The 19,077-nt window shown below is 38.5% G+C and carries 14 protein-coding genes; 5 read left to right on the top strand and 9 right to left on the bottom strand.

The genetic code is table 11. The features are described 5' to 3' along the window. Positions 1 to 117: 117 nt before the first annotated feature. The 5 genes from C7972_RS22510 (at position 118) to C7972_RS22490 (ending at position 6,123) form a co-directional block, all read left to right on the top strand. On the top strand, positions 118 to 2,544 hold the full coding sequence (locus C7972_RS22510) for an outer membrane beta-barrel family protein (RefSeq protein WP_181422975.1): 2,427 nt from the start codon (positions 118 to 120) through the stop codon (positions 2,542 to 2,544). 158 nt (positions 2,545 to 2,702) lie between these two features. Next, positions 2,703 to 3,980 carry an APC family permease gene (locus tag C7972_RS22505; protein ID WP_110358423.1) on the top strand — a complete coding sequence of 426 codons (1,278 nt, stop codon included), beginning with the start codon at positions 2,703 to 2,705 and terminating at the stop codon, positions 3,978 to 3,980. Between the two features lies 1 nt (position 3,981). Then, positions 3,982 to 4,602 carry a MarC family protein gene (locus C7972_RS22500; protein ID WP_110358422.1) on the top strand — a complete coding sequence of 207 codons (621 nt, stop codon included), beginning with the start codon at positions 3,982 to 3,984 and terminating at the stop codon, positions 4,600 to 4,602. Between the two features lie 276 nt (positions 4,603 to 4,878). Beyond that, positions 4,879 to 5,238, top strand: a complete 360-nt coding sequence (locus C7972_RS22495) for a hypothetical protein (RefSeq protein ID WP_110358421.1) — start codon at positions 4,879 to 4,881, stop codon at positions 5,236 to 5,238. 303 nt (positions 5,239 to 5,541) lie between these two features. Continuing rightward, positions 5,542 to 6,123 carry a Crp/Fnr family transcriptional regulator gene (locus tag C7972_RS22490; RefSeq protein ID WP_110358438.1) on the top strand — a complete coding sequence of 194 codons (582 nt, stop codon included), beginning with the start codon at positions 5,542 to 5,544 and terminating at the stop codon, positions 6,121 to 6,123. A 1-nt stretch (position 6,124) separates the two neighbouring features. On the opposite strand, the gene C7972_RS22485 is transcribed toward C7972_RS22490, so the two are convergent. The 9 genes from C7972_RS22485 to C7972_RS22450 all read right to left on the bottom strand — a co-directional run bounded on the left by C7972_RS22485 (position 6,125) and on the right by C7972_RS22450 (position 19,060). Then, the gene (locus tag C7972_RS22485) at positions 6,125 to 6,778 is read right to left on the bottom strand and encodes a bifunctional 2-polyprenyl-6-hydroxyphenol methylase/3-demethylubiquinol 3-O-methyltransferase UbiG (protein ID WP_181422974.1); all 654 of its coding nucleotides are present in this window, start codon (positions 6,776 to 6,778) and stop codon (positions 6,125 to 6,127) included. Between the two features lies 1 nt (position 6,779). Beyond that, positions 6,780 to 7,394: a hypothetical protein gene (locus C7972_RS23975; RefSeq protein WP_181422973.1), complete on the bottom strand. Its 615-nt coding sequence runs from the start codon at positions 7,392 to 7,394 to the stop codon at positions 6,780 to 6,782. A gap of 153 nt (positions 7,395 to 7,547) precedes the next feature. Beyond that, positions 7,548 to 9,344 carry a neutral/alkaline non-lysosomal ceramidase N-terminal domain-containing protein gene (locus C7972_RS22480; RefSeq protein ID WP_110358419.1) on the bottom strand — a complete coding sequence of 599 codons (1,797 nt, stop codon included), beginning with the start codon at positions 9,342 to 9,344 and terminating at the stop codon, positions 7,548 to 7,550. Between the two features lie 48 nt (positions 9,345 to 9,392). Then, positions 9,393 to 12,371, bottom strand: coding sequence for a PVC-type heme-binding CxxCH protein (locus C7972_RS22475; RefSeq protein ID WP_110358418.1), 2,979 nt, complete (start codon positions 12,369 to 12,371; stop codon positions 9,393 to 9,395). Between the two features lie 147 nt (positions 12,372 to 12,518). Then, entirely contained in the window at positions 12,519 to 13,976 is a 1,458-nt protein-coding gene (locus C7972_RS22470; RefSeq protein ID WP_220020943.1) for a neutral/alkaline non-lysosomal ceramidase N-terminal domain-containing protein, read from the bottom strand. Between the two features lie 160 nt (positions 13,977 to 14,136). After that, positions 14,137 to 15,348, bottom strand: a complete 1,212-nt coding sequence (locus C7972_RS22465; RefSeq protein WP_110358416.1) for an FN3 domain-containing metallophosphoesterase family protein — start codon at positions 15,346 to 15,348, stop codon at positions 14,137 to 14,139. A gap of 291 nt (positions 15,349 to 15,639) precedes the next feature. Continuing rightward, positions 15,640 to 16,488, bottom strand: a complete 849-nt coding sequence (locus C7972_RS22460) for an endonuclease/exonuclease/phosphatase family protein (protein ID WP_110358415.1) — start codon at positions 16,486 to 16,488, stop codon at positions 15,640 to 15,642. Positions 16,489 to 16,510: 22 nt separating this feature from the next. Further along, positions 16,511 to 17,356, bottom strand: a complete 846-nt coding sequence (locus tag C7972_RS22455; RefSeq protein ID WP_181422972.1) for an endonuclease/exonuclease/phosphatase family protein — start codon at positions 17,354 to 17,356, stop codon at positions 16,511 to 16,513. A gap of 234 nt (positions 17,357 to 17,590) precedes the next feature. Continuing rightward, a complete protein-coding gene (locus C7972_RS22450; protein ID WP_110358413.1) occupies positions 17,591 to 19,060 on the bottom strand; it encodes a RagB/SusD family nutrient uptake outer membrane protein in 1,470 nt (489 codons plus the stop codon). Between the last annotated feature and the right edge of the window lie 17 nt (positions 19,061 to 19,077).

Here is a 19,077-nt window from a genome sequence, read left to right as displayed (position 1 = left end):
TATCCCGATTCATTTAGCCCATATCCAGATTCATCGGAAACGACTTCGGCAAGCCCTTAGATCACGGCATATTTGTGACCGAAAACGATAAAAATGAACAACTTAAAATTTGCCATTATGAAACGTTATCAGATAATTTTCGCATCAATGACCTTATTGGCAAGCCGAGTTTTACTTGCCCAAGGCCCTTACCTTAATGGAACACTGTACGACCAAAATAAGGAACCCGTTTCCTTTGCCACGGTTGCTTTAATTAAACTGCCCGACTCCACCATGGTTACCGGAACAATGAGTGATTTGGACGGACAGTTTAGCCTGACGCCCGATCTTACCGGAAAGTATTATCTACAGCTTAGTGCCATAGGATACACCAATACGCTCACCCCGGAATTTGAAATTACCGGTTCTGGCTTTAGCAAGGATTTTGGAAGCATCACCCTTAACGAAGAAACTACCACGCTCGATGAAGTAGTTGTAAAAACCTGGAGGCCCCAGTTGCGTGCCGAAAACGGAAAAGTGGTAATGAAGGTCGCAGGAAGCTCCCTTGCCGCAGGAAATACCGCTTACCAGATGCTGGCCAAGGCACCCGGGGTATCTGTCTCCCAAAATGGCGATTTTCAGATAAACGGTAAAGACGGGGTTGCCGTAATGATAGATGACCGCCTTACTTATTTTTCTTCTGAAGAGCTTAAAACCCTACTTGAAAATATGCCTGCAGAAAATATCGAAAACATTGAGGTTATTACAAACCCCTCGGCCAAATACGATGCCGAAGGAAGTGCCGGCATACTTAACATCACCCTTAAAAAAAATAGTCTTAACGGTATGAACGGAAATGTTTATAGCGGAATAAAAATGGGCCAACAAACGCTCTACAACAGCGGTGCCAACCTAAATTATAAAAAGGGGAAATGGAACTCCTTTTTAAACATAGACGCCTCACAACGGGGTTTGGTAAGGGATGCCTTCTCTTACCGCACCTTTCCGGAAGTTAGCACCTATAGTTATTATAGTCAGGACGGGGTACAGACCAGCAAAGGTTTTGTTCCATCGCTCAAGCTCGGAACCGACTATACCTTAAATGAAAAACACAGCTTGGGCATCATGGGGAATTTTATGTACCAGGATCGCAAGCAAGACTGGAACCTAAAAAGCCTTGGAATTATGAACAACGACACCTCTGTGGATATCGATGCCAAAAACCATATGGACGAAAGTTTTGGAAATACACGGATCAACCTTCATTATACCGGAAAACTCGATACTCTGGGAACCCGCATATCCGCGGATATTGATTACGTTAGGCTACAAAAGGAAAGCGAATCACAATTCAGGAATCAATATTTGTATTCCGAAGATGGTTCAGACCCGTTTGAAGCCCTATCCAACCAAAGCAACTCAGACTACGATATCTATGCCGCAAGAATCGACTTCAGCCTGCCCTTGTCCCCTACCTCAACACTTGAAACAGGTGTAAAGGCCAGTAAGGTAATTTCAAACAGTAAGCTACAGGCCTATTTGGGCATAGGGAAAGGAAGTACCTTAGATCCAGACGGAAGCAATGACTTCCAGTATGAAGAAAAAATCTTTGCCGGATATGTAAACTATAGCAATCGCATTAACGATACCTGGAACATTCAAGGGGGATTGCGCGTAGAAAAAACCAAGGGCAGGGGGCAATCGTTTAACCTTAATCAAACCAATAATAACAATTACCTAAATCTGTTCCCCAATGTTTCGGTTGAACAGCAAGTAAACGATAATTATAAACTGAATTATTCCTTTAACAGACGAATTACCCGTCCAAACTACCAGTTAATGAATCCATTTCTGTTTTATCTGGATCCAAACACGTCCATCGTTGGCAACCCCGATATACAGCCTCAAATATCCAACATCATTAAATTGGGGCAGACCTTTTTTAGAAAGTACAATCTCATATTGGGCTATGATTACACTAAAAATTTTATGGCCGAAGAACCATCTACCGACCCTATAACCGGTAAATCCACATACACCACAAATAACTTGGATTATTACAAAAGTTACAACGCCACCGTAATTGCCCCGATTACATTGGCGTCCTTCTGGCAAACCAATAATAACCTGAGCCTAACCCTTCAAAACTATAAAATGAAAATGCACAACGAAATAATCGATAACAACAACTTCCATTTTATGGCCCAAACCAACCACCAGATCAACCTCCCTGCTGATTTTAAACTGGAGGTGAGTGCTACGGTCAACGGACCAACGATTAACGGAATTTATAATATTGACAGCCAATGGTGGATAGATGCAGGCATTGAACGCTCTTTTATGGACAATAAACTGAACGTTTCCCTAAGGGCCTCCGATATTTTCAAGAGTATGGACATGACAGTCGATGCCACCTACGGCGGAAACTACTTTAACCTTAAACAATATTTCTGGCAACAGGCCATAAGCCTTAACCTGCGTTATAGTTTTGATAAAGGCAACAAAACGGAACGGGAGGTTCGAAAAAATAGCTTGGAGGAAATAAACAGGGTAGGTGGCAACTAATTTGGTGTAAAGCTAATCTTTAACTTATGTAATCTGTGTACCTTAACCAACATTCCCTATATAATGAAATGCTCTTAACTTCTTGAGCCAACGAGTTAATTTTTGTAAGAAAATTATAGTACATTTAGCCGTTGGCACAATAAAAGAAACCATATAATATGACTAAAAAAATAGGTTTAAAAGAAGCTATTTCAATAGGCATTGGAGGAATGGTGGGTGGTGGAATTTTTGCAGTCCTTGGGCTTGCAGTATCGCTAGCCAAAGGAGGAACACCAATGGCATTTTTATTCGCTGGAATTTTAGCATTGATAACCTCTTACAGTTATGTAAAGCTATCCCAAAAGTACCCTGACAGAGGCGGAACCGTTAAATTCATCAATCAGGGTTTTGGGAAAACAGTCTTTAGTGGCGGAATTAATAATCTATTGTGGATAAGCTATATTATAATGCTTTCACTTTACGCTTCGGCATTTGGTTCTTATGCCCCAAACTTATTAGAGTTAACGCACAACAAAATAACTGATACGCACATTTATGCAAGTGCAATTGTTGTTTTAGCAACTGCAATTAATTATTATAGTATTGCAGTCGTTGGCAAAATCGAATCTTACGCGGTAATTATCAAATTGGTAATTCTAATTTCCTTTATTTTCATAGGTGCTTATGGTCTAATTGGTAATCCCAATGTAACGCAACTTGCCGTAACAAATTGGGAAGCACCCATCAAATTATTTGCTGGCGGAATGGTTATTTTCGTTGCTTACGAAGGATTTGAACTTATTGCTAACGCAGCACCTGATATTGTTAACCCTGAAAAGAATATTCCAAGGGCCTATTACTATTCTGTAATTTTCGTAATTGTACTATATATCGTTATTGCTTTAGTAACTGTAGGCTCACTTCCATTTGCGAAAATTGCCACCGCTCAAGATTATGTTTTGGCTGAAGCGGCCAAACCAATGTTAGGGAAAATTGGATTTTCCATAATTACGGTTGCTGCCTTAATCTCAACGTTTTCAGCAATCAACGCATCGCTTTATGGAGGAAGTAAAGTCAATTATGAAATTGCAGAGGATGATGAACTACCACATCACTTTTTAGCAAAACTTTGGAATCAGCCCATTGGCTTAATGATTACAGCAGTAGCGACATTAGTTTTAGTAAATGTCCTTCAATTAGAAAGTATATCAACCGCAGGCAGTGTTGGTTTTTTGCTCATTTTTGGTGTAGTTAACCTTGTTGGGCATCGATTATCTAAAGAAACGGGTAGCAATAAAATAATTCCGTTAGTAGGTTTTGTTTTATGTATGATGGCAACTGCTATTTTAATTAATCAACAATACACTTCAAATACTATTGGTGTCATAATTTCAATAGCCATTATTGGATTTTGTTTTTTAGCGGAGTGGGTTTATAAAAAAACCGAAAAGAAATAATATGGACAATTTAATAACTTTTTCAATTACTGTTTTTACTGGTTTTTTTGCAATTATGAATCCTATATCCAACATGCCGATATTCTTGACTTTAGTAGAAGGAGCTGATAAAAGGACAAAACAGAGAATAAACTTAAAAGCAGTGATAATTGCTTTTATTATTGTTTCCATATTTGTGGTTTTAGGAAAATTTATATTTGAATTATTTGGTATAACAATTCCCGCTTTTAAAATCGCAGGTGGTATTTTAATTTTCTATGTAGGTTTTGAAATGCTGCAGTCCAAAAAATCAAACGTCAAACACTTGGAAAAAATTAACGTGGATGAAAATATAGCTGTCTCACCTTTAGCGATACCTATTTTAGCCGGACCGGGAACAATTGTAACGGCCATGAATTTTGTTTCCCATTCATCATATGTACATATTGGTTTGGTAATACTTGTTTTTGGGATTATGTGTTTGTTAACCTACATAACATTTAGTTTAAGCGATTTTATCGCAAAAAAGATTGGAGACAATGTAATTTCCGTCATCGGAAAATTAATGGGACTAATCATTGCAATTATCGGAACTAGTATGGTTATAGAAGGAATTAAAATTTCATTTGGCTTAGCAAATTAAAAAATATTGAACCGGATAAGACTTAGCCCAAGAATGTATAAACTAATTGCGGCTTTACAGCTAATTCGAACCCAAGTAAAAATTAAAAGGGTGTGTGTTGCCAAAACCCTGGTGCGTTTTAATCCGGAACTATTGTTTTATTGCACCGTTGTGATAAACAGTTCAAAAAAGCAGAAATTCACGCAACCTCTCAATTGAAAATTCATCTATCTTTAAATCAAAATTGGGTAAATTTTTGAACATTCAAGCTATTGTTGAAAATTAAATATTTGCACTATGAAATACGGACTAGGGCTATTCGTACTTACTTTATTGTGCTGTTCCCAAGATGACACAAAAAGTCTTACCTCTTCTAATCTAAAAGGAAAATGGATCGAGACTGTAACTCGAATGGACACTTTGTCTTTTGAGTCCTTGGACAATTTGGATGTTATGAATTTGAACAGGGGAAAAGAACTAAAAAATGGTAATTTGTTACCTAAACCCAAATCAGGACCTTATAGATACGAGCTTTTAGAACAAAAAATCTCTTTAAACGGGGTATTATCCAGTGATTCCAGCTTTAAGGACTACTATCTTCGCTTCGACTTACAAATAATAAATTATATATTGAAAATTTTTATGGTTCCACATTAGGCGAAACCTTGACTTTTGAAAGATTGGATTAAAACTCCGTTGACAATTACCATAGGACTTCACTTGACGCAAATCTTGCTGGGATGGACTTTTTACTTCTTTGAAAAACTCGACTAAAATTAAAGTTTTATGCTTGGTCGGATGTGTCCCTACTAATATCAACAGACCCTATGAACTAATCCGGGGGTCTTGTGTTCAATTCCAAGTTTTGACTATATTTATGAGACCGCAAAATCTTTTGCTATTTGCGTGGTGGAAGGGCAAGTGCAGAACCGTCATCGCAGTACTCATAAAAACATACCCATGAAAAAACATATACTAGTTGAAATAATGTCTGAATTGACTCCTTTAACAGAGGAAGAAAAATTGGATATTGAAAATAGTTTCCCAATTGAAAGATTTAATTGTGGAACCCACCTCTTAAAAGAAGGGCAAATTGCAAAAGAAGCATACTTTATCATTGAGGGATGTATAAGGGAGTATAGGCACTCTGATGGGGAAGAAAAGACTACAGCATTTTTCACTGAAGAACAAGCAGTGGTCAATTTTGACAGTATGATTAATCAATCTCCCTCAAAAATCAATTTTGTTTGTGAAGAAAATACTTCTGTTGCCATATTAAATTCTGAAAAAGAACAAGAGCTATATAATAAACATCCTAGATTTGAGACGTTTTGTCGACATGGTGTTGAAAAGATGATTGGTGGGAAACACGAACAATTGGTCAATTCCATAACTCTTAAACCAGAACAGCGCTATTTGAAATTACAGGAAGAAAGACCGGATTTAATCAACCGAATTCCCCAATATCATATTGCAAGTTATTTAGGGATTAAACCAGAAACACTAAGTCGGATTAGGAAAAGGATCGTGGAAAAAAATTAGTTTAATCACCAATTTTTTGTGCCACTATATAATATTCTGTAGCAGGAGTATCCATTAAAATGGCGGTTTCAATTATTTTAAAACCACAACTTTCAATTTCCCCTTCTAGCTCTGTAATCGAAAAGAATTTTAGATAAGGTAGGATTTTCAATGTTTTTAACGCAAAGATAATCCCTTGGGATATCCATGCGGCAAATGTTCTCTTTTCTTTCAAACAAGCAGTAGAAGTAATCATTACACCTCCTGTTTCCAATAACTCCCCTGTTCGTCTTAGAACTTTTTCAGTATCTTTAAAATAAAGCAGAATATTTAATGCCAATACAGTTTGATAACTGTTTTTACCAAATCTCTTGTCGAAAGGATTCGTTTGGTAAAATATAATATTTTCTGTGCCCATACATTTTGATTCACGTTTTGCAACCTGAATCATTTTGGCGGCCGTGTCGAAAGCGTGAATTGTTTTAACACGATTGGCAAAAGCTATGGAATACAAGCCAGTTGCACAGCCAAAGTCCATTATTGTATGATCCTTCTTAAGATACTTTCTGCTTTTGGCGATAATTAAATCGTAGGCCTTATCCTTGGCTTTCTTATCGTAATTTTTTGATAGTTTGTTCCAAAAACGCTCTGACATATCCATTTTATTCTTTAACAAATTAGAACTTAAACCCAAAGTTAAGACTTGGTTCAAATATATGTTTTGGTCTTCCTTCCTCGACTTTTGCAAAATCGACAGGGAAATTTGTGTCAATAGGCCAATATTTGAGGGCATAAGCAGGTTCCACATAGAAACGTTCCCTAAAAAACTTAAAACGGTAACCTGCCACAAATTGGAGATACAATTGAAAACCCTTTTCGGTTTGATTGTCATTCGTATCGTGGTATTGTTTCAAAAAAGGAGTTCCTTGAAATGATGTAAACAGACCTTTCCAGTGAAGGCGTTGGTATCCAAATCCAATTCCCCAAGCTCTCACAAATCCTGGGTAAAACTCTTCAGATTTACCATATGTCCCAAGAGGTTCTGCATATTTCCAAGTATTAAACTCTGTAAATATCCTATCTTTTTTGGTTAGTTGAAACCCATAAGTCAATAAATAGTACTCAGGGGAATCATCGAGAAAATTACCTAATATAAAAAAAGAAGAACCTAAAGAATGCCTATGTTCAATTGGACCTTCCTTATTAGGTAATAAAAAAAAATTTGACGACTTACTCTGACCAAAAACTAAGGAAATAGTCAATATTAAAAGAATTAATAACTTAGCTTTCATTATCATTGTTCATATATTTATAATGCTACAAATCTATGCCCCACTTCCATCTTATTCATTGACTATGATCAAGAAGTGAAAATTATGTGCCTTAATAAACATTAAACAATTTTTAAATGTTATATTAATTTTACTCCATAACAACAAATATGATTATTGACTTTTGACTATTCTGAGTTTTATTTCACGGAGGTCCAATAGTGCGCCTTTGTCAAAATGTTTATTTGGGCCGAACATGATTTTCTGACGGCCCTCCTTGAGATTAATGGACCCTACCTTTTCTGTTCTAAAAGTTTCCCATGACCCGCTAGGTGCCACTATTCCTGTCAACTTTTGACCTTTTGCTTTTAGTAGAAATTCCTTTCCAGCTTCCTCATCCGAAACGGACCATTCAAGGATTACTTCATAGTTGCCTGCCTTTTCAACGTCAACATGCCAATCTACTCTATCTTCTGAAGTAAACCATCCAAAGGCTGCCCATTCGGGCATATATTTAATTTCCGGTCCATTGGCATAGCCCTTCCGGGCTGTGAGCCTTAATGAGCCATCCGCATCCGTTTGAACTATTTGAGGCCTATTTACAATATTGGTCTTGTCATTGTAAGTTTTAATACTCCGCATCTCACCTTGCAAATATCCCACAACAGACTCTTTTAAATCACGCTCACCAGATGGAGTATAAGGAGACACCACCTCTACTTCATATCCCCCATGTTGAAATGCCTTTTCTGTTGGAAGATAACCCAGCCATCCATTGGTATAGCCGTAGTAAAAAGTATAGGGAAAAGGCGAGTAATCACGAACTTCATTGGAAATTTCGCAAAACAGCTCAACGGGCAAACTCCATATAGCAACATCCTCATTAATCTTTAAGAATCGTACTGGGAGTCGAACCTTATTAGCTCCGAATTTTGTTGTACGTGTATATTTACCCAGATCAGAAGGCCATCCCAAATTAGCTTTTCTAGGTGTTTCCAGTATCATAGAACTAGAAAATAATTTTACTTTATTGGTAGTAGATACTATTTTTTTATTAGCCTCAAGAATCTTATCTCCTAACAATAATTTGAATTGATTTAGATACCCCGATCCGGTATTTGGATAAACACTGTAAATAGGAGCAATATTACCTGCCGCACCATTAATATAAAGCATAGGGGCACCTGTTTTTTGCTCAACATATTCCGCAACTACTCCTTGTGCGTCTGCACTGATTTCTGTATTATCCGGGCCAAATACAGTGCCATGCATAGCATAGTTGGCGATCAAAGCAATTGGCGTACCATCTTCCTTGTCCAGCCGGATCAAACCAATTCTGCGATCCACAGGCAAATCTGGATTCATACCAAGAGAAGCCTTTCCATTTTCATCTATAGCGCGCCGGTTCATATTCGCCATCGAAAATCCCCAACCTACACCTAGACGCGCCGAAACTAATTTACTGCGGGCCTCAATTATGCCATCTACCAATGAACGCGCAACAAATGATTCATAATCAGTATCCACCTCATGCCTATAACGGTCTCCCATAAAAACTTCCGGCAATCCCGGAACCCCTAACTCTGGCGCAGAATGGGTGTGAGATAAAGACCACCAAAAATTTAATGGATCAATCCCGAGTTCCCGCTGAAGCATAGCAGCCACATGGTCATATTGGGATGGTGACATAACACAAAAATCAGATTGTACCAAAAAAAACTGAGTAACCCCGTCGTCAAGTGCAACTATACGATGATAAATGTGGTCACGAATGCCCGTTGACTCTCTTGGACCATAACCAAGTAACCATTTTGAATCACCCGGTGCAGGCGTAACATCTACTTTTACAACTGATGCCCGAAAAACACCTGTATGTTCTGAATCAAAAGTAGGGAGTGGTTGACTTAAAATACAAGGAGTAGTTAATAAAAAAAGGAAAGCCATTACAGTAAAAAGCAATTTCTTTTTCATGATATATTTAAAGATTTAAAAGTGACAGTCTACAAATTTTTGACTCGTTCAATTTTGGCGCAAATAACTCAGGAGGTCTGCCATTTGTTGTTGATCTATATTTTTTTCCAAACCTGAAGGCATTGCTGAAACATTTGCTGTTTTCAAAGTTTTTATTTCCTGACGATTAATTGTTATGTCCGGTTTCCCGCTGTTGACCAGGGTAATGGCAGTGGGAGTTTCGCTTTTAATAATACCTTGAACAGATTGGCCCGTATTCAATTCAACATTCCAAAGATCAAAGCCAGCTGATATAGATATATTTGGATCAAGTATATTGGCCATGATATCTTCTTTCGTCCAATTATGTACCGATCCAAGATCAGGACCGATAGCTAGCCCAATTTTTCCCCTTATCTGGTGGCACATCACACAGCTCTGTGCATACACTGTTCTACCATTCGATGGATCTCCGGTTAAATTAAGGGCTTGTTGGTACTTTTCATTTACCCTTTTCCCCTCTTCCTGGCTACGTGTAAAAATCGCTCTCGCTCGATTACGTAGTTTTTTATCGGTTTGCATCATTAAACCTACACTGCCGTAATAACTAACACTGTTTGGTAAGATCAAATCTTTTTCCATTGCCGTCAACAACAAATTGACCCGCTCAGGTTTGCCCATAAAAGTTTCAATTGCCGCATCCCTTATCTCAGGAGTAAGTTCCTGCCACTGTCGAATGATATACCGACTCACAGAAGTACCCAGCACTAAGTTCATTGTGCGTAGAGCTGCCAATTGAACTACCGATGGCTCTTGGGGGACAAGTAACTTCTCAAGAATAGACACATAATTAGAAGGATTGCCCAGAGCGAGAAAATCGATGGCGTCTGCCCTTCTATCCGCTTTGTGAATAGTATCTTTTATAATCAAAAGTGCTTTCTTAATGGATTGATCTTTCAATGACTCCTCTGATATTCCTCCTACTTTTAATACATGATAAGAAGCATTTCGCATTTGGGATGAATTGTTTTCAAAGAACGTCCGCACCAACCGCTTTTGGAGAATGGGAGAAATCATCAACGGCGATTTCCTGTTCTTTAGTCCACGGGATAATCCTTCAAGAATGGCTACATTACTTTCTATATTTATATCATCGGGTGTTGTTGCTTGTTGAATTAATGGGTAAATATTGTGTTTATCTCCGGTAATCCCTATCATGGATGTAAGTCTTTGGACCAAGGATGAGTAGGCGGGTATTTCAGGACGAAATCTTGCAAGTACTACATTCAATAAAGATGAAGTTTCGGCTCCGGCAGACAGCGCTGCAATCTGAACCCATTTATCGTCAATATCTGCAAACAACAATTTTGTTCTGGCCTCAACAGATTGAGGTGTATTTACAAAACCCAGTGTTAATAATAATTGAAATCTTACTTTCGCGTCAGGATCAGTTTGTAAGCTAAGCAATGCATCTGTTAGCTGTGGTGCAGAGGTCAGATGTAGTTCGGCTAAACGAATAGCATTTTCCCTTATTCCTGCAACCGGATCTTTTAATGCTTGTATAATTAAAGAAGGATCGAGAGAATTCATCCCCTCCAGTGTCCAAAGTGCATGAAGGCGTCCGATGTCAGAGGAGGTGTTTTTTGCCATCTCTATTAGCCCTGGAATTGTTTTCTTATCATTACGATCAACCAGGAGCCTCTGGGCATTGAGCCTCCACCAATTATTTTTATTGGCAAGATTCGCGATCAGTTCGTTATCACTTACATCACCTAACTTTAAACCTTTGGTCCATTCAGCAGGCCTGGCATCTGTCGGAGTAATACGAAAGATGCGGCCCTTATCGGAACCGGCATACAGACCTCCTGCAACGACTGCCTCATCCGCCATCCATTCGGGGGATTCAATAACCTTTCTGTAATAATCCAAGACGTATAGTGCACCATCAGGGCCTACATAAAAGTTAACGGGCCTCGCCCAGGCATCGGTCGAGGAAAGGAATTCTTTCTGTTCAAAGATTCGGCTCGCAGTAAAGCTCGTTCCGCTATCTTCAAGTACGTCAACATGGACCAGATTATATACAGGTTCTGCTATAAAAGTTGCATTTTCATTATAGGGTGCTGGAAATTCCCCGCCCAGGTATGCAGTAAGTCCACTCCCCGATGTCATCACCCCTACCCCGGACAGCAATTGGCGATCAGGATGGATAGTGGTAGGAAATACCTCCGGCGCATTCAAATGATCGGACATATCTTGCACGGCATCAGAGATTGGCAAGGCCGAGTTTCGTTTAAAATAACGGTTTGCTATGACTTTCTGGTATCCCTGATTGGAATTGTTACATCCGAACCAGTGCCCCCATTCGTCAAAAGTATGGCCAAACTGGGAACGACTTGAGGTCATTTCAATTTGTTTTTGATCGGGCCTAAAGCGAACGGAAAGTCCATTGGCATTCTTTGGCAAACTAGCGCTACCAGGTGAGGACGGAAAAATGATTTCTGATCCTTCGTCACCAAATTCTTCTTTATACTTTTGTGTGGATACGGATCCCTCGTGAGCTAGGTAAATCCAATTATCCAGTGCGTATACTGGATTGTTTACATTATGCTGAGGGTTGGACAAAGCAAAACCCGTAAGTACTGTATCCCTGACATCTGCGTGCCCATCGCCATTCGTGTCTTCGAGATATAAAACATTAGGGGCATCTGTAACCAATACACCTTTTTTCCATCTCATTACACTATTAGGAAGTTCAAGATCGTCCGCAAAAACTGTTCTATTATCCATAATTCCGTCTCCATTCGAATCAGTGAGAAGTATTATTTTACCAGTACCACTTCTATCAAGGGGGTATCCGTGCAACTCAACCACATACATGCGTCCATATTCATCTATTTCCATATCTACAGGATCAGAGATCAAAGGCTCGGCAGCGATCATCTCGATCTTAAAACCATCAGTAATCTTGTAGGTTGAAAGTGCATCTTTTGCCTCCACCGGGATTGAGCCCGTTTCCGCCTTATTTTCACATGATAAAATACTTATCATCGAAAAGATGAAAAAATAATGATTTAAGATTTTTTTTAAAATAGTGTCGTAATACATTTCAATTATTATTTAATGCAACGGGTTGATTATATATTATTAATTTGTTCCAAAACAACTCTTTCATTAATCAAAACTGATTATAATGGGTTATCTTTCTCGTTTTCGTTTTTGCTTTAGTTTAGCTCTAACAGGTGATTGCCCGGTCTGCATTTCTCCCTGTAGATAACCGACAACCGACTCTGTGAGATCTGCAGCAGCAGCAGATGTAAAAGGTGAAACCATTTCCACTTCGTATCCGCCATGGGGCCATGCCGATGCCGTGGGCATATAACCAAACCAGCCATTGGTGTATCCGAAATAAAAGGTAAATGGGAAAGGGGAGCGGCTTCTGACTTCATTGGACACTTCGCAAAACAGCTCGATAGGAGCACTCCATATGGCAATGTCCTTATTAATCTTTAAGAACCTCACCGGTAGTTTAACCATATTAACTCCTGATTTGGTCATATTCGTGTATTTAATTAGGTCTGATGACCATTCCAAACCCGGTTTCCGTTGTGTTTCTACTGTTAGGGAACCTGTAACCAATTTTATACTATCTACATCAGTCTCAATCCTTTTGTTGGCCTCCAATATCTTGTCCCCCAATAAGACTTTGAATTGACTTAAGTGCCCTGATTGGGCATTTGGATACACGCTATAAATAGGTGCAATGTTGCCTGCAGCACCATTAATATAAAGCATAGGAACACCTGTTTTTTGCTCAACATATTCCGAAACAATGCCTTGCACATCACCACTGATTTCTGTATTTTCCGGGCCAAGCACAGTGCCATGCATGGCATAATTGGCGATCAAAGCAAGTGGCGTTCCATCTTCTTTATCCAGCTTAAGCAGTCCTATCCTCCGGTCAACAGGCAAACCAGGATTCATACCAAGTGAAGCCTTTCCTTTTTCATCTATGGCCCGACGGTTGATATTTGCTTGTGAAAACCCCCACCCTATACCAAGCCGAGCAGGAACAAGATTGTTACGTGCTTTTAAAATACCGTCAATTAACTTTTGTTCAGCCATGGCAGTATAAACTGAATCAACAGTATGGCCAATTCGGTCGCCAAGATAAATGCCATATATGCCAAAAACCCCAACTTCCGGAGCGGAATGTGTATGTGTAGTTGACCACCACACATTTAATGGATTAATACCATATTGCTTCTGAAGCCGGGATGTTACCTTATCATACTCTGAAGGTGAATAAAGACATATATCTGACGATACGATGAAGAACTGTGTCGTTCCATCGTCTATGGCTACAATTCGATGATAAATTTTATCCATAACCCCTGTGGACTTTCGTTCACCATAACCCAGCAAATATTGAGAGTTGGAGGGAGTAATATCTTCTTTCACAACAGCGGCTCGAAATTGTGCTTCAGCTGCCAGGCCAACGAAAAGAATTATGCACAGCTGTATTAGAAATTGCAGAAAGGAGAATGAAGATAGTGGTCTAAATCCCCGTGAACCAAAACGATACTTAAGAAACTTATTTTTTAAATTAATGAATTTTGTATAGCTCATAGCTGTAAAAATTAAAATTAACGTCATTCAGTCAGGTGAAACCAGTAGGCATTGTCTGCCCGGCATCAAGAGCGGGGTAATGTGAGAGGCACACTCCATTCCCAATTTATGGGCGAAGCCGTCTACTATATCGGCGTATGTTTAATGATTCCGTTTTAGTTTCCTTATTTTCTAAGATATTAGAATCTCATTTATCTTTCTCAATAAACATATTCAATACCTCTTTAGAGTCCATGTCAATTCCTTTAATTTTAATTCCCGTTTTATCAATTAAGAGGTTATATCGAGTCTTATGGTCTGCAATTAGAATGGGAAAATTATTTTCTTCACTCTTTGAAGTTTGAAATGAGAAATTATGTGTATGGCCAGATACCATTAAATCAATACCCGCCTTGTTAAGTATCGGTACAAACTTTGATCTTACTTCAAGATCCCCATGCCATTCTTGTCCTCTGTTATTATCATAGGGCGGAATATGCATAAAAGCTATTTTATGTTCGGCATTTTTAAATTCATCTGATTTTACAACTTCTGATAACCATTTTGACTGTACGCTGCGATACGCATCAAAATCTGCAAATCCGTTGTATTCTATATCAGAATCAGCCTTATCCTCACCAGAATCCAATATTATAAATAACGTCGTTCCTATTTTATAGGTATAATAATATTTGTCTTCAGGGAAGTGAAAGTATTTTTTTAGTTCATGAGCTTTTATTCCTCTTGTTTCATGATTTCCTCTTACGATGACGAGCGGCTTCTTTTGTGCAAATATATTGACACATGTATCTAGCACACCTCCGTATAAATCCGATTCTGATTCAAAGGAATCTACAAAGTCTCCATCCAATAAAACAAAGTCTATTTTATCCCATTCAGCTTCTTTCAAAAGGCTACCTACTTTTTCCGTATTTTCATGCATATCACTCAATACTACAACCGATATTTGATCTTTTTTTAATGGCTGTGTCGTAAAATAAAGTGGTTCTCTTTTATATACTTTGGTTGCCACAGTTTTTCCAAAACTCCTATCTTCTTTCACTTCTTGCGAATAGATCCGGTAGGCATATTTTGTAGCAGGTTTCAAGTTTTCTAGTGTCACACTGTGTTGTAGACTTATATTTTTAAGTCCATCAGATGCATTGAATATTTGTTCTCTTTCTTTTTGATAAAAATTTGACCCGTCTTCTTCATAGTATTCGACCCAGGATATAGTATTTTTAGAAGTACTCCAACTTATAGTTACCTCATTGGAGGTTAAGTATTGAAGATATGGCCCATGTGAAATCTCAAGATTTTGAGCGTATATCCATTGAGCTGAGTACATTAAAAAAATAATCGTATAAAAAGTACTTCTGATGTTGATTTTGTTTCTAATAAAGTTGCAAATTGCTTTCATAAAATATGTTTTTTTTAGTTTTAAAATACATTCTTCAAGAATCGTATATTAGAAAGTTAAATTCACATTGATTTGATGAAATTCCGACTTGGTTAGTACAATTGATACATATTGGTCTATTATGTTTTTTTCATTAACGCAACCTAAAATTACGTCGCATTAAACACTCTTCAAATTCCGAGTCATTCATTTTAGGCGCATGTAACCATGTTGAAATACTTTCACCACCTTCATGCTTGCTATATACCCAAAACGTTCTATTGGAGAAGTATCATGACAAACTACGGTTGTTTATATTTCAATTTGTACAAAGACCGGGCAATGGTCCGATAGACAAATTTCATTTAATTTCTCAGTGAAAACGGCATATCTATGAACTACTGGGATATCTTTTAAAAAAATATAGTCGATTACCCTTCTTTGTTCAAACGGTTTGTTATCGAAGCTTGTGGAGGTCCAATTGGGACCATAGTTTAGTTTGGCCATCATTTTTGAATCTACCAAGCTATTGACATCCGTTGAATCTGTTAAACCGATAATTGCATCCGATTCCGGCAAAGAATTAAAATCCCCTGTAAGAATAACGGGCCTTCCCTTGGCAATCCCCACTATTTTGGATTTCAATAATTTAGCACTTTGTAATCGGGCTACTTCTCCCCTATGATCAAAATGGGTATTTAGGATCAGGAATTCCTTATTGCGACTTTGGTCCTTTAGAATTGCCCAAGTGACAATTCTCTCCAAATTGGCATCCCATCCCCTACTTACTTTATCCGGGGTTTCACTGAGCCAAAAAGTTCCCGATTCAATTTTTTTGAAGCGATCCTTCCTATAGAATATGGGGACAAATTCGCCTTTGTCCTTCCCATCCTTCCTTCCAACACCCACCACATCATAATCTTGCAAATTGGTTTTCAGGTAATTTAATTGGGAAACCAAAACCTCTTGGAATCCAATAAGATCAAGATCGTAAAACTTGAGCATTCTTATCACATTTTCTTTTCTGTGGTGCCAGTTTTGATCCTTGTCTTTTGGTTCATCGTATCTAATATTAAAGGACATGATATTGGTTTGGTCCCTGTCTTGGGAGAAGTTGACGGTTGTAAAAAAAACCATTATCAGAGTGATGAAGATTTTCATTGTGAATTCTTTAAATGGTTGTTTATTTTATATTCAACAGTGCCCAAACGGGTTTGTGATCGGATAGCGGTTTCGCCATTTCAATAATTTGCCCATCAATCGCCTTTACCTTGCTACTGGAATAAATTATATGATCTATAACCCTGCCCGTATCATTTTTTTCAGCTCTCGATTTTACCATGGATCCCAGGCCAGTAACGTCTATATCTAAATCGCGCCAACTGGCAAGCATCCCTAATTCCACAAACATTTCATAGTATGGGCTTCTATACTCCTCGGTAGACAATACGAAATTGAAATCGCCCATAACTATAGAAGTTTCACTGGGTTGTTTATCCCTTAAATAGTCTACAAAGGCCGTTACCTTACCGGTGGTTTCATCTATATGTGCTTGATCTCTCCACCCAAATGGGAAGTGGACTGAGTACACTGCAATTTCCTTGTTTTTCACTATGGTTGTGGCTCTTGTGACCGTATGCAGCGTATCGGCCATTAAGACCTCTTCATAATTTGACAAGGGTGTACGGCTGGCGATTGTTTTGTATTTATTCTTATGGCCAGCAGTTGAATATTTTCCAACTATTACATGATTTAGGCCCATTTCGGCCCCTACTTTTTTAGTCCAATCCCCTCCTGGAGCTTCTGAAAAACACACAATATCAAAATGGTAGGGCTTTAGAAATCTACCTATTTGCTCAGCTGTACCTTTGTCACTAAACTCCACGTTATAAGCGGCTACTTTTAAGGTAATTGGATCTGTTTGTTTTGATCCATCCTTTTGATGTAAATTTTGCCCCTTGGAAACGTTTATCATAAGCCAAATAGGAATCCATACTATATAAATAAGCGTTTTTACTTTGTGTTCCATCTCTAATGATCTTAATATTATTTCATATTTTTCTTTTAAATGCATTCCCTATTGAGAATCACTTGTATTGGTGTTGGCTAATTTTAAAATTCCCCAATAATAAATAGACACCTTTCCATCTAGAAAAGTTCTAAAGATTATTTGGGGAATTTAGCTAACAAAACTAACTCAATCGCAATTATAATTTTTGAACAAAAATCCGCCTTTACCTTTTACACAGACAGAGTAGTCTCTTTAATTAATCCAGTCGGGATTTTGTACCAGTATCCCATCAGAATTATCAATATCTGTTTGATAAAGTGGTTGGTAGAAATTTTTTGGTGCACTCCAAACTTTCCTGCCCACATCACTGGGAATCATTTTTTCTGGTCGTGATAAAAATTCTTCCAAATCGTAAATTCCAGCTTTATGCCATCTAAGGAGGTTTTGATAGCGGAAATTTTCCCCGGCCAGTTCTACCCTTGTTTCATGGATCAGGTCATCTATATCCGCACCCGATACTGGACCTAAACTAGTTCTTTCGCGCACTGCGTTTATCAGATCATCACCGGCACCGGCACCATTTAATCGAATCTGTGCCTCTGCCACCAGCAAATAGGTATCAGCGGCCCTCAAAAACGGAATGTTAAGTCCGTGGTTGAAATTTCCGCTTTCGGTCCAGTCCATATATTTAAAATAGCTGTGCCCAGTATTGGTCAGGTCTGGCGTATGTTCCACCAAGCCCAAAGATCCCTGAAGTGCAAATTCACCATCTGAAATAATGGTTACGCTTTTCCGAACGTCCCCGTCTTCAAATTCATTCACAAGATCGTCCAAAGGTTCTTGAAATCCGTACATTCCCCAAGGTCTTGGCCCTCTATGTTTGGACATGATGCTTTGGTTGATCCAATCCAAGTCGTTCATCATAATAAAAAGGTTTTCCTTTAAATATTGATTGCCTTCACGAAAAAGGGAAAGATAATCATCTGCCAACGGATAATTGTCCACTACATTTTGACCAGCGGTTATGGCCTTGTTCAAAAATTCGGTATTACTATAATCTTCGGCCCTATGCATGAATATGGAAGTCATTACTGCCCAGGCAGCACCCTTGCCTACACTTCCCGGAACATTGTCCATGGGCAAAAGGGCCACGGCCTGCTCAAGATCGTCCAGTATAAAATCGCTCAATATCTCCGGGGATTCACATTTGGGAACATTATACTCATTGTTCAGGACATTTTCTTCAGTAATGATAGGAACCCGGCCATGAATTAAATATAACCGATAGTAGGCATATGCCCGTAAAAAATAGGCCTGCCCCATAATTGAATTGTACGAGGCATCACTTATGGCTCCGAGCTCCTTAACTTTGGGACCATTGATCAAAATACCATTTGCACTACTGATCACTTCATATTTATATCTATAGGTATCCCTTAATTTATAGTTGGAAGGATTGGTGTTGAATGTTTCAATTTCTTCATCTTCGGCATGATCCCCTGCTCTCCAATGGTCATCCCCTTGATTGTCAAAAAAGAGGTCGTGCATACCCAAGGCCCTTGTTGCGAATTGTCCATAGGCAGCGGCCAAGGCATCTACCATATCCGCTTCTGTAGTCCAATAGTCTTGATCAGTTCTTTTTCCAACTAATTCTTGTTCCAATATATCATCACAAGAAATTGTCATGATCATGGAAAGCAATATTATTGTGTATTTTTTCATGGTTATATGGCTTTTTA

The organism is Arenibacter sp. ARW7G5Y1 (assembly GCF_003201775.1).
Taxonomy (GTDB): Bacteria; Bacteroidota; Bacteroidia; order Flavobacteriales; family Flavobacteriaceae; genus Arenibacter.
Note: the sequence above shows the minus strand (reverse complement) of the source record. Positions and strands in the feature narration are given on the sequence as shown.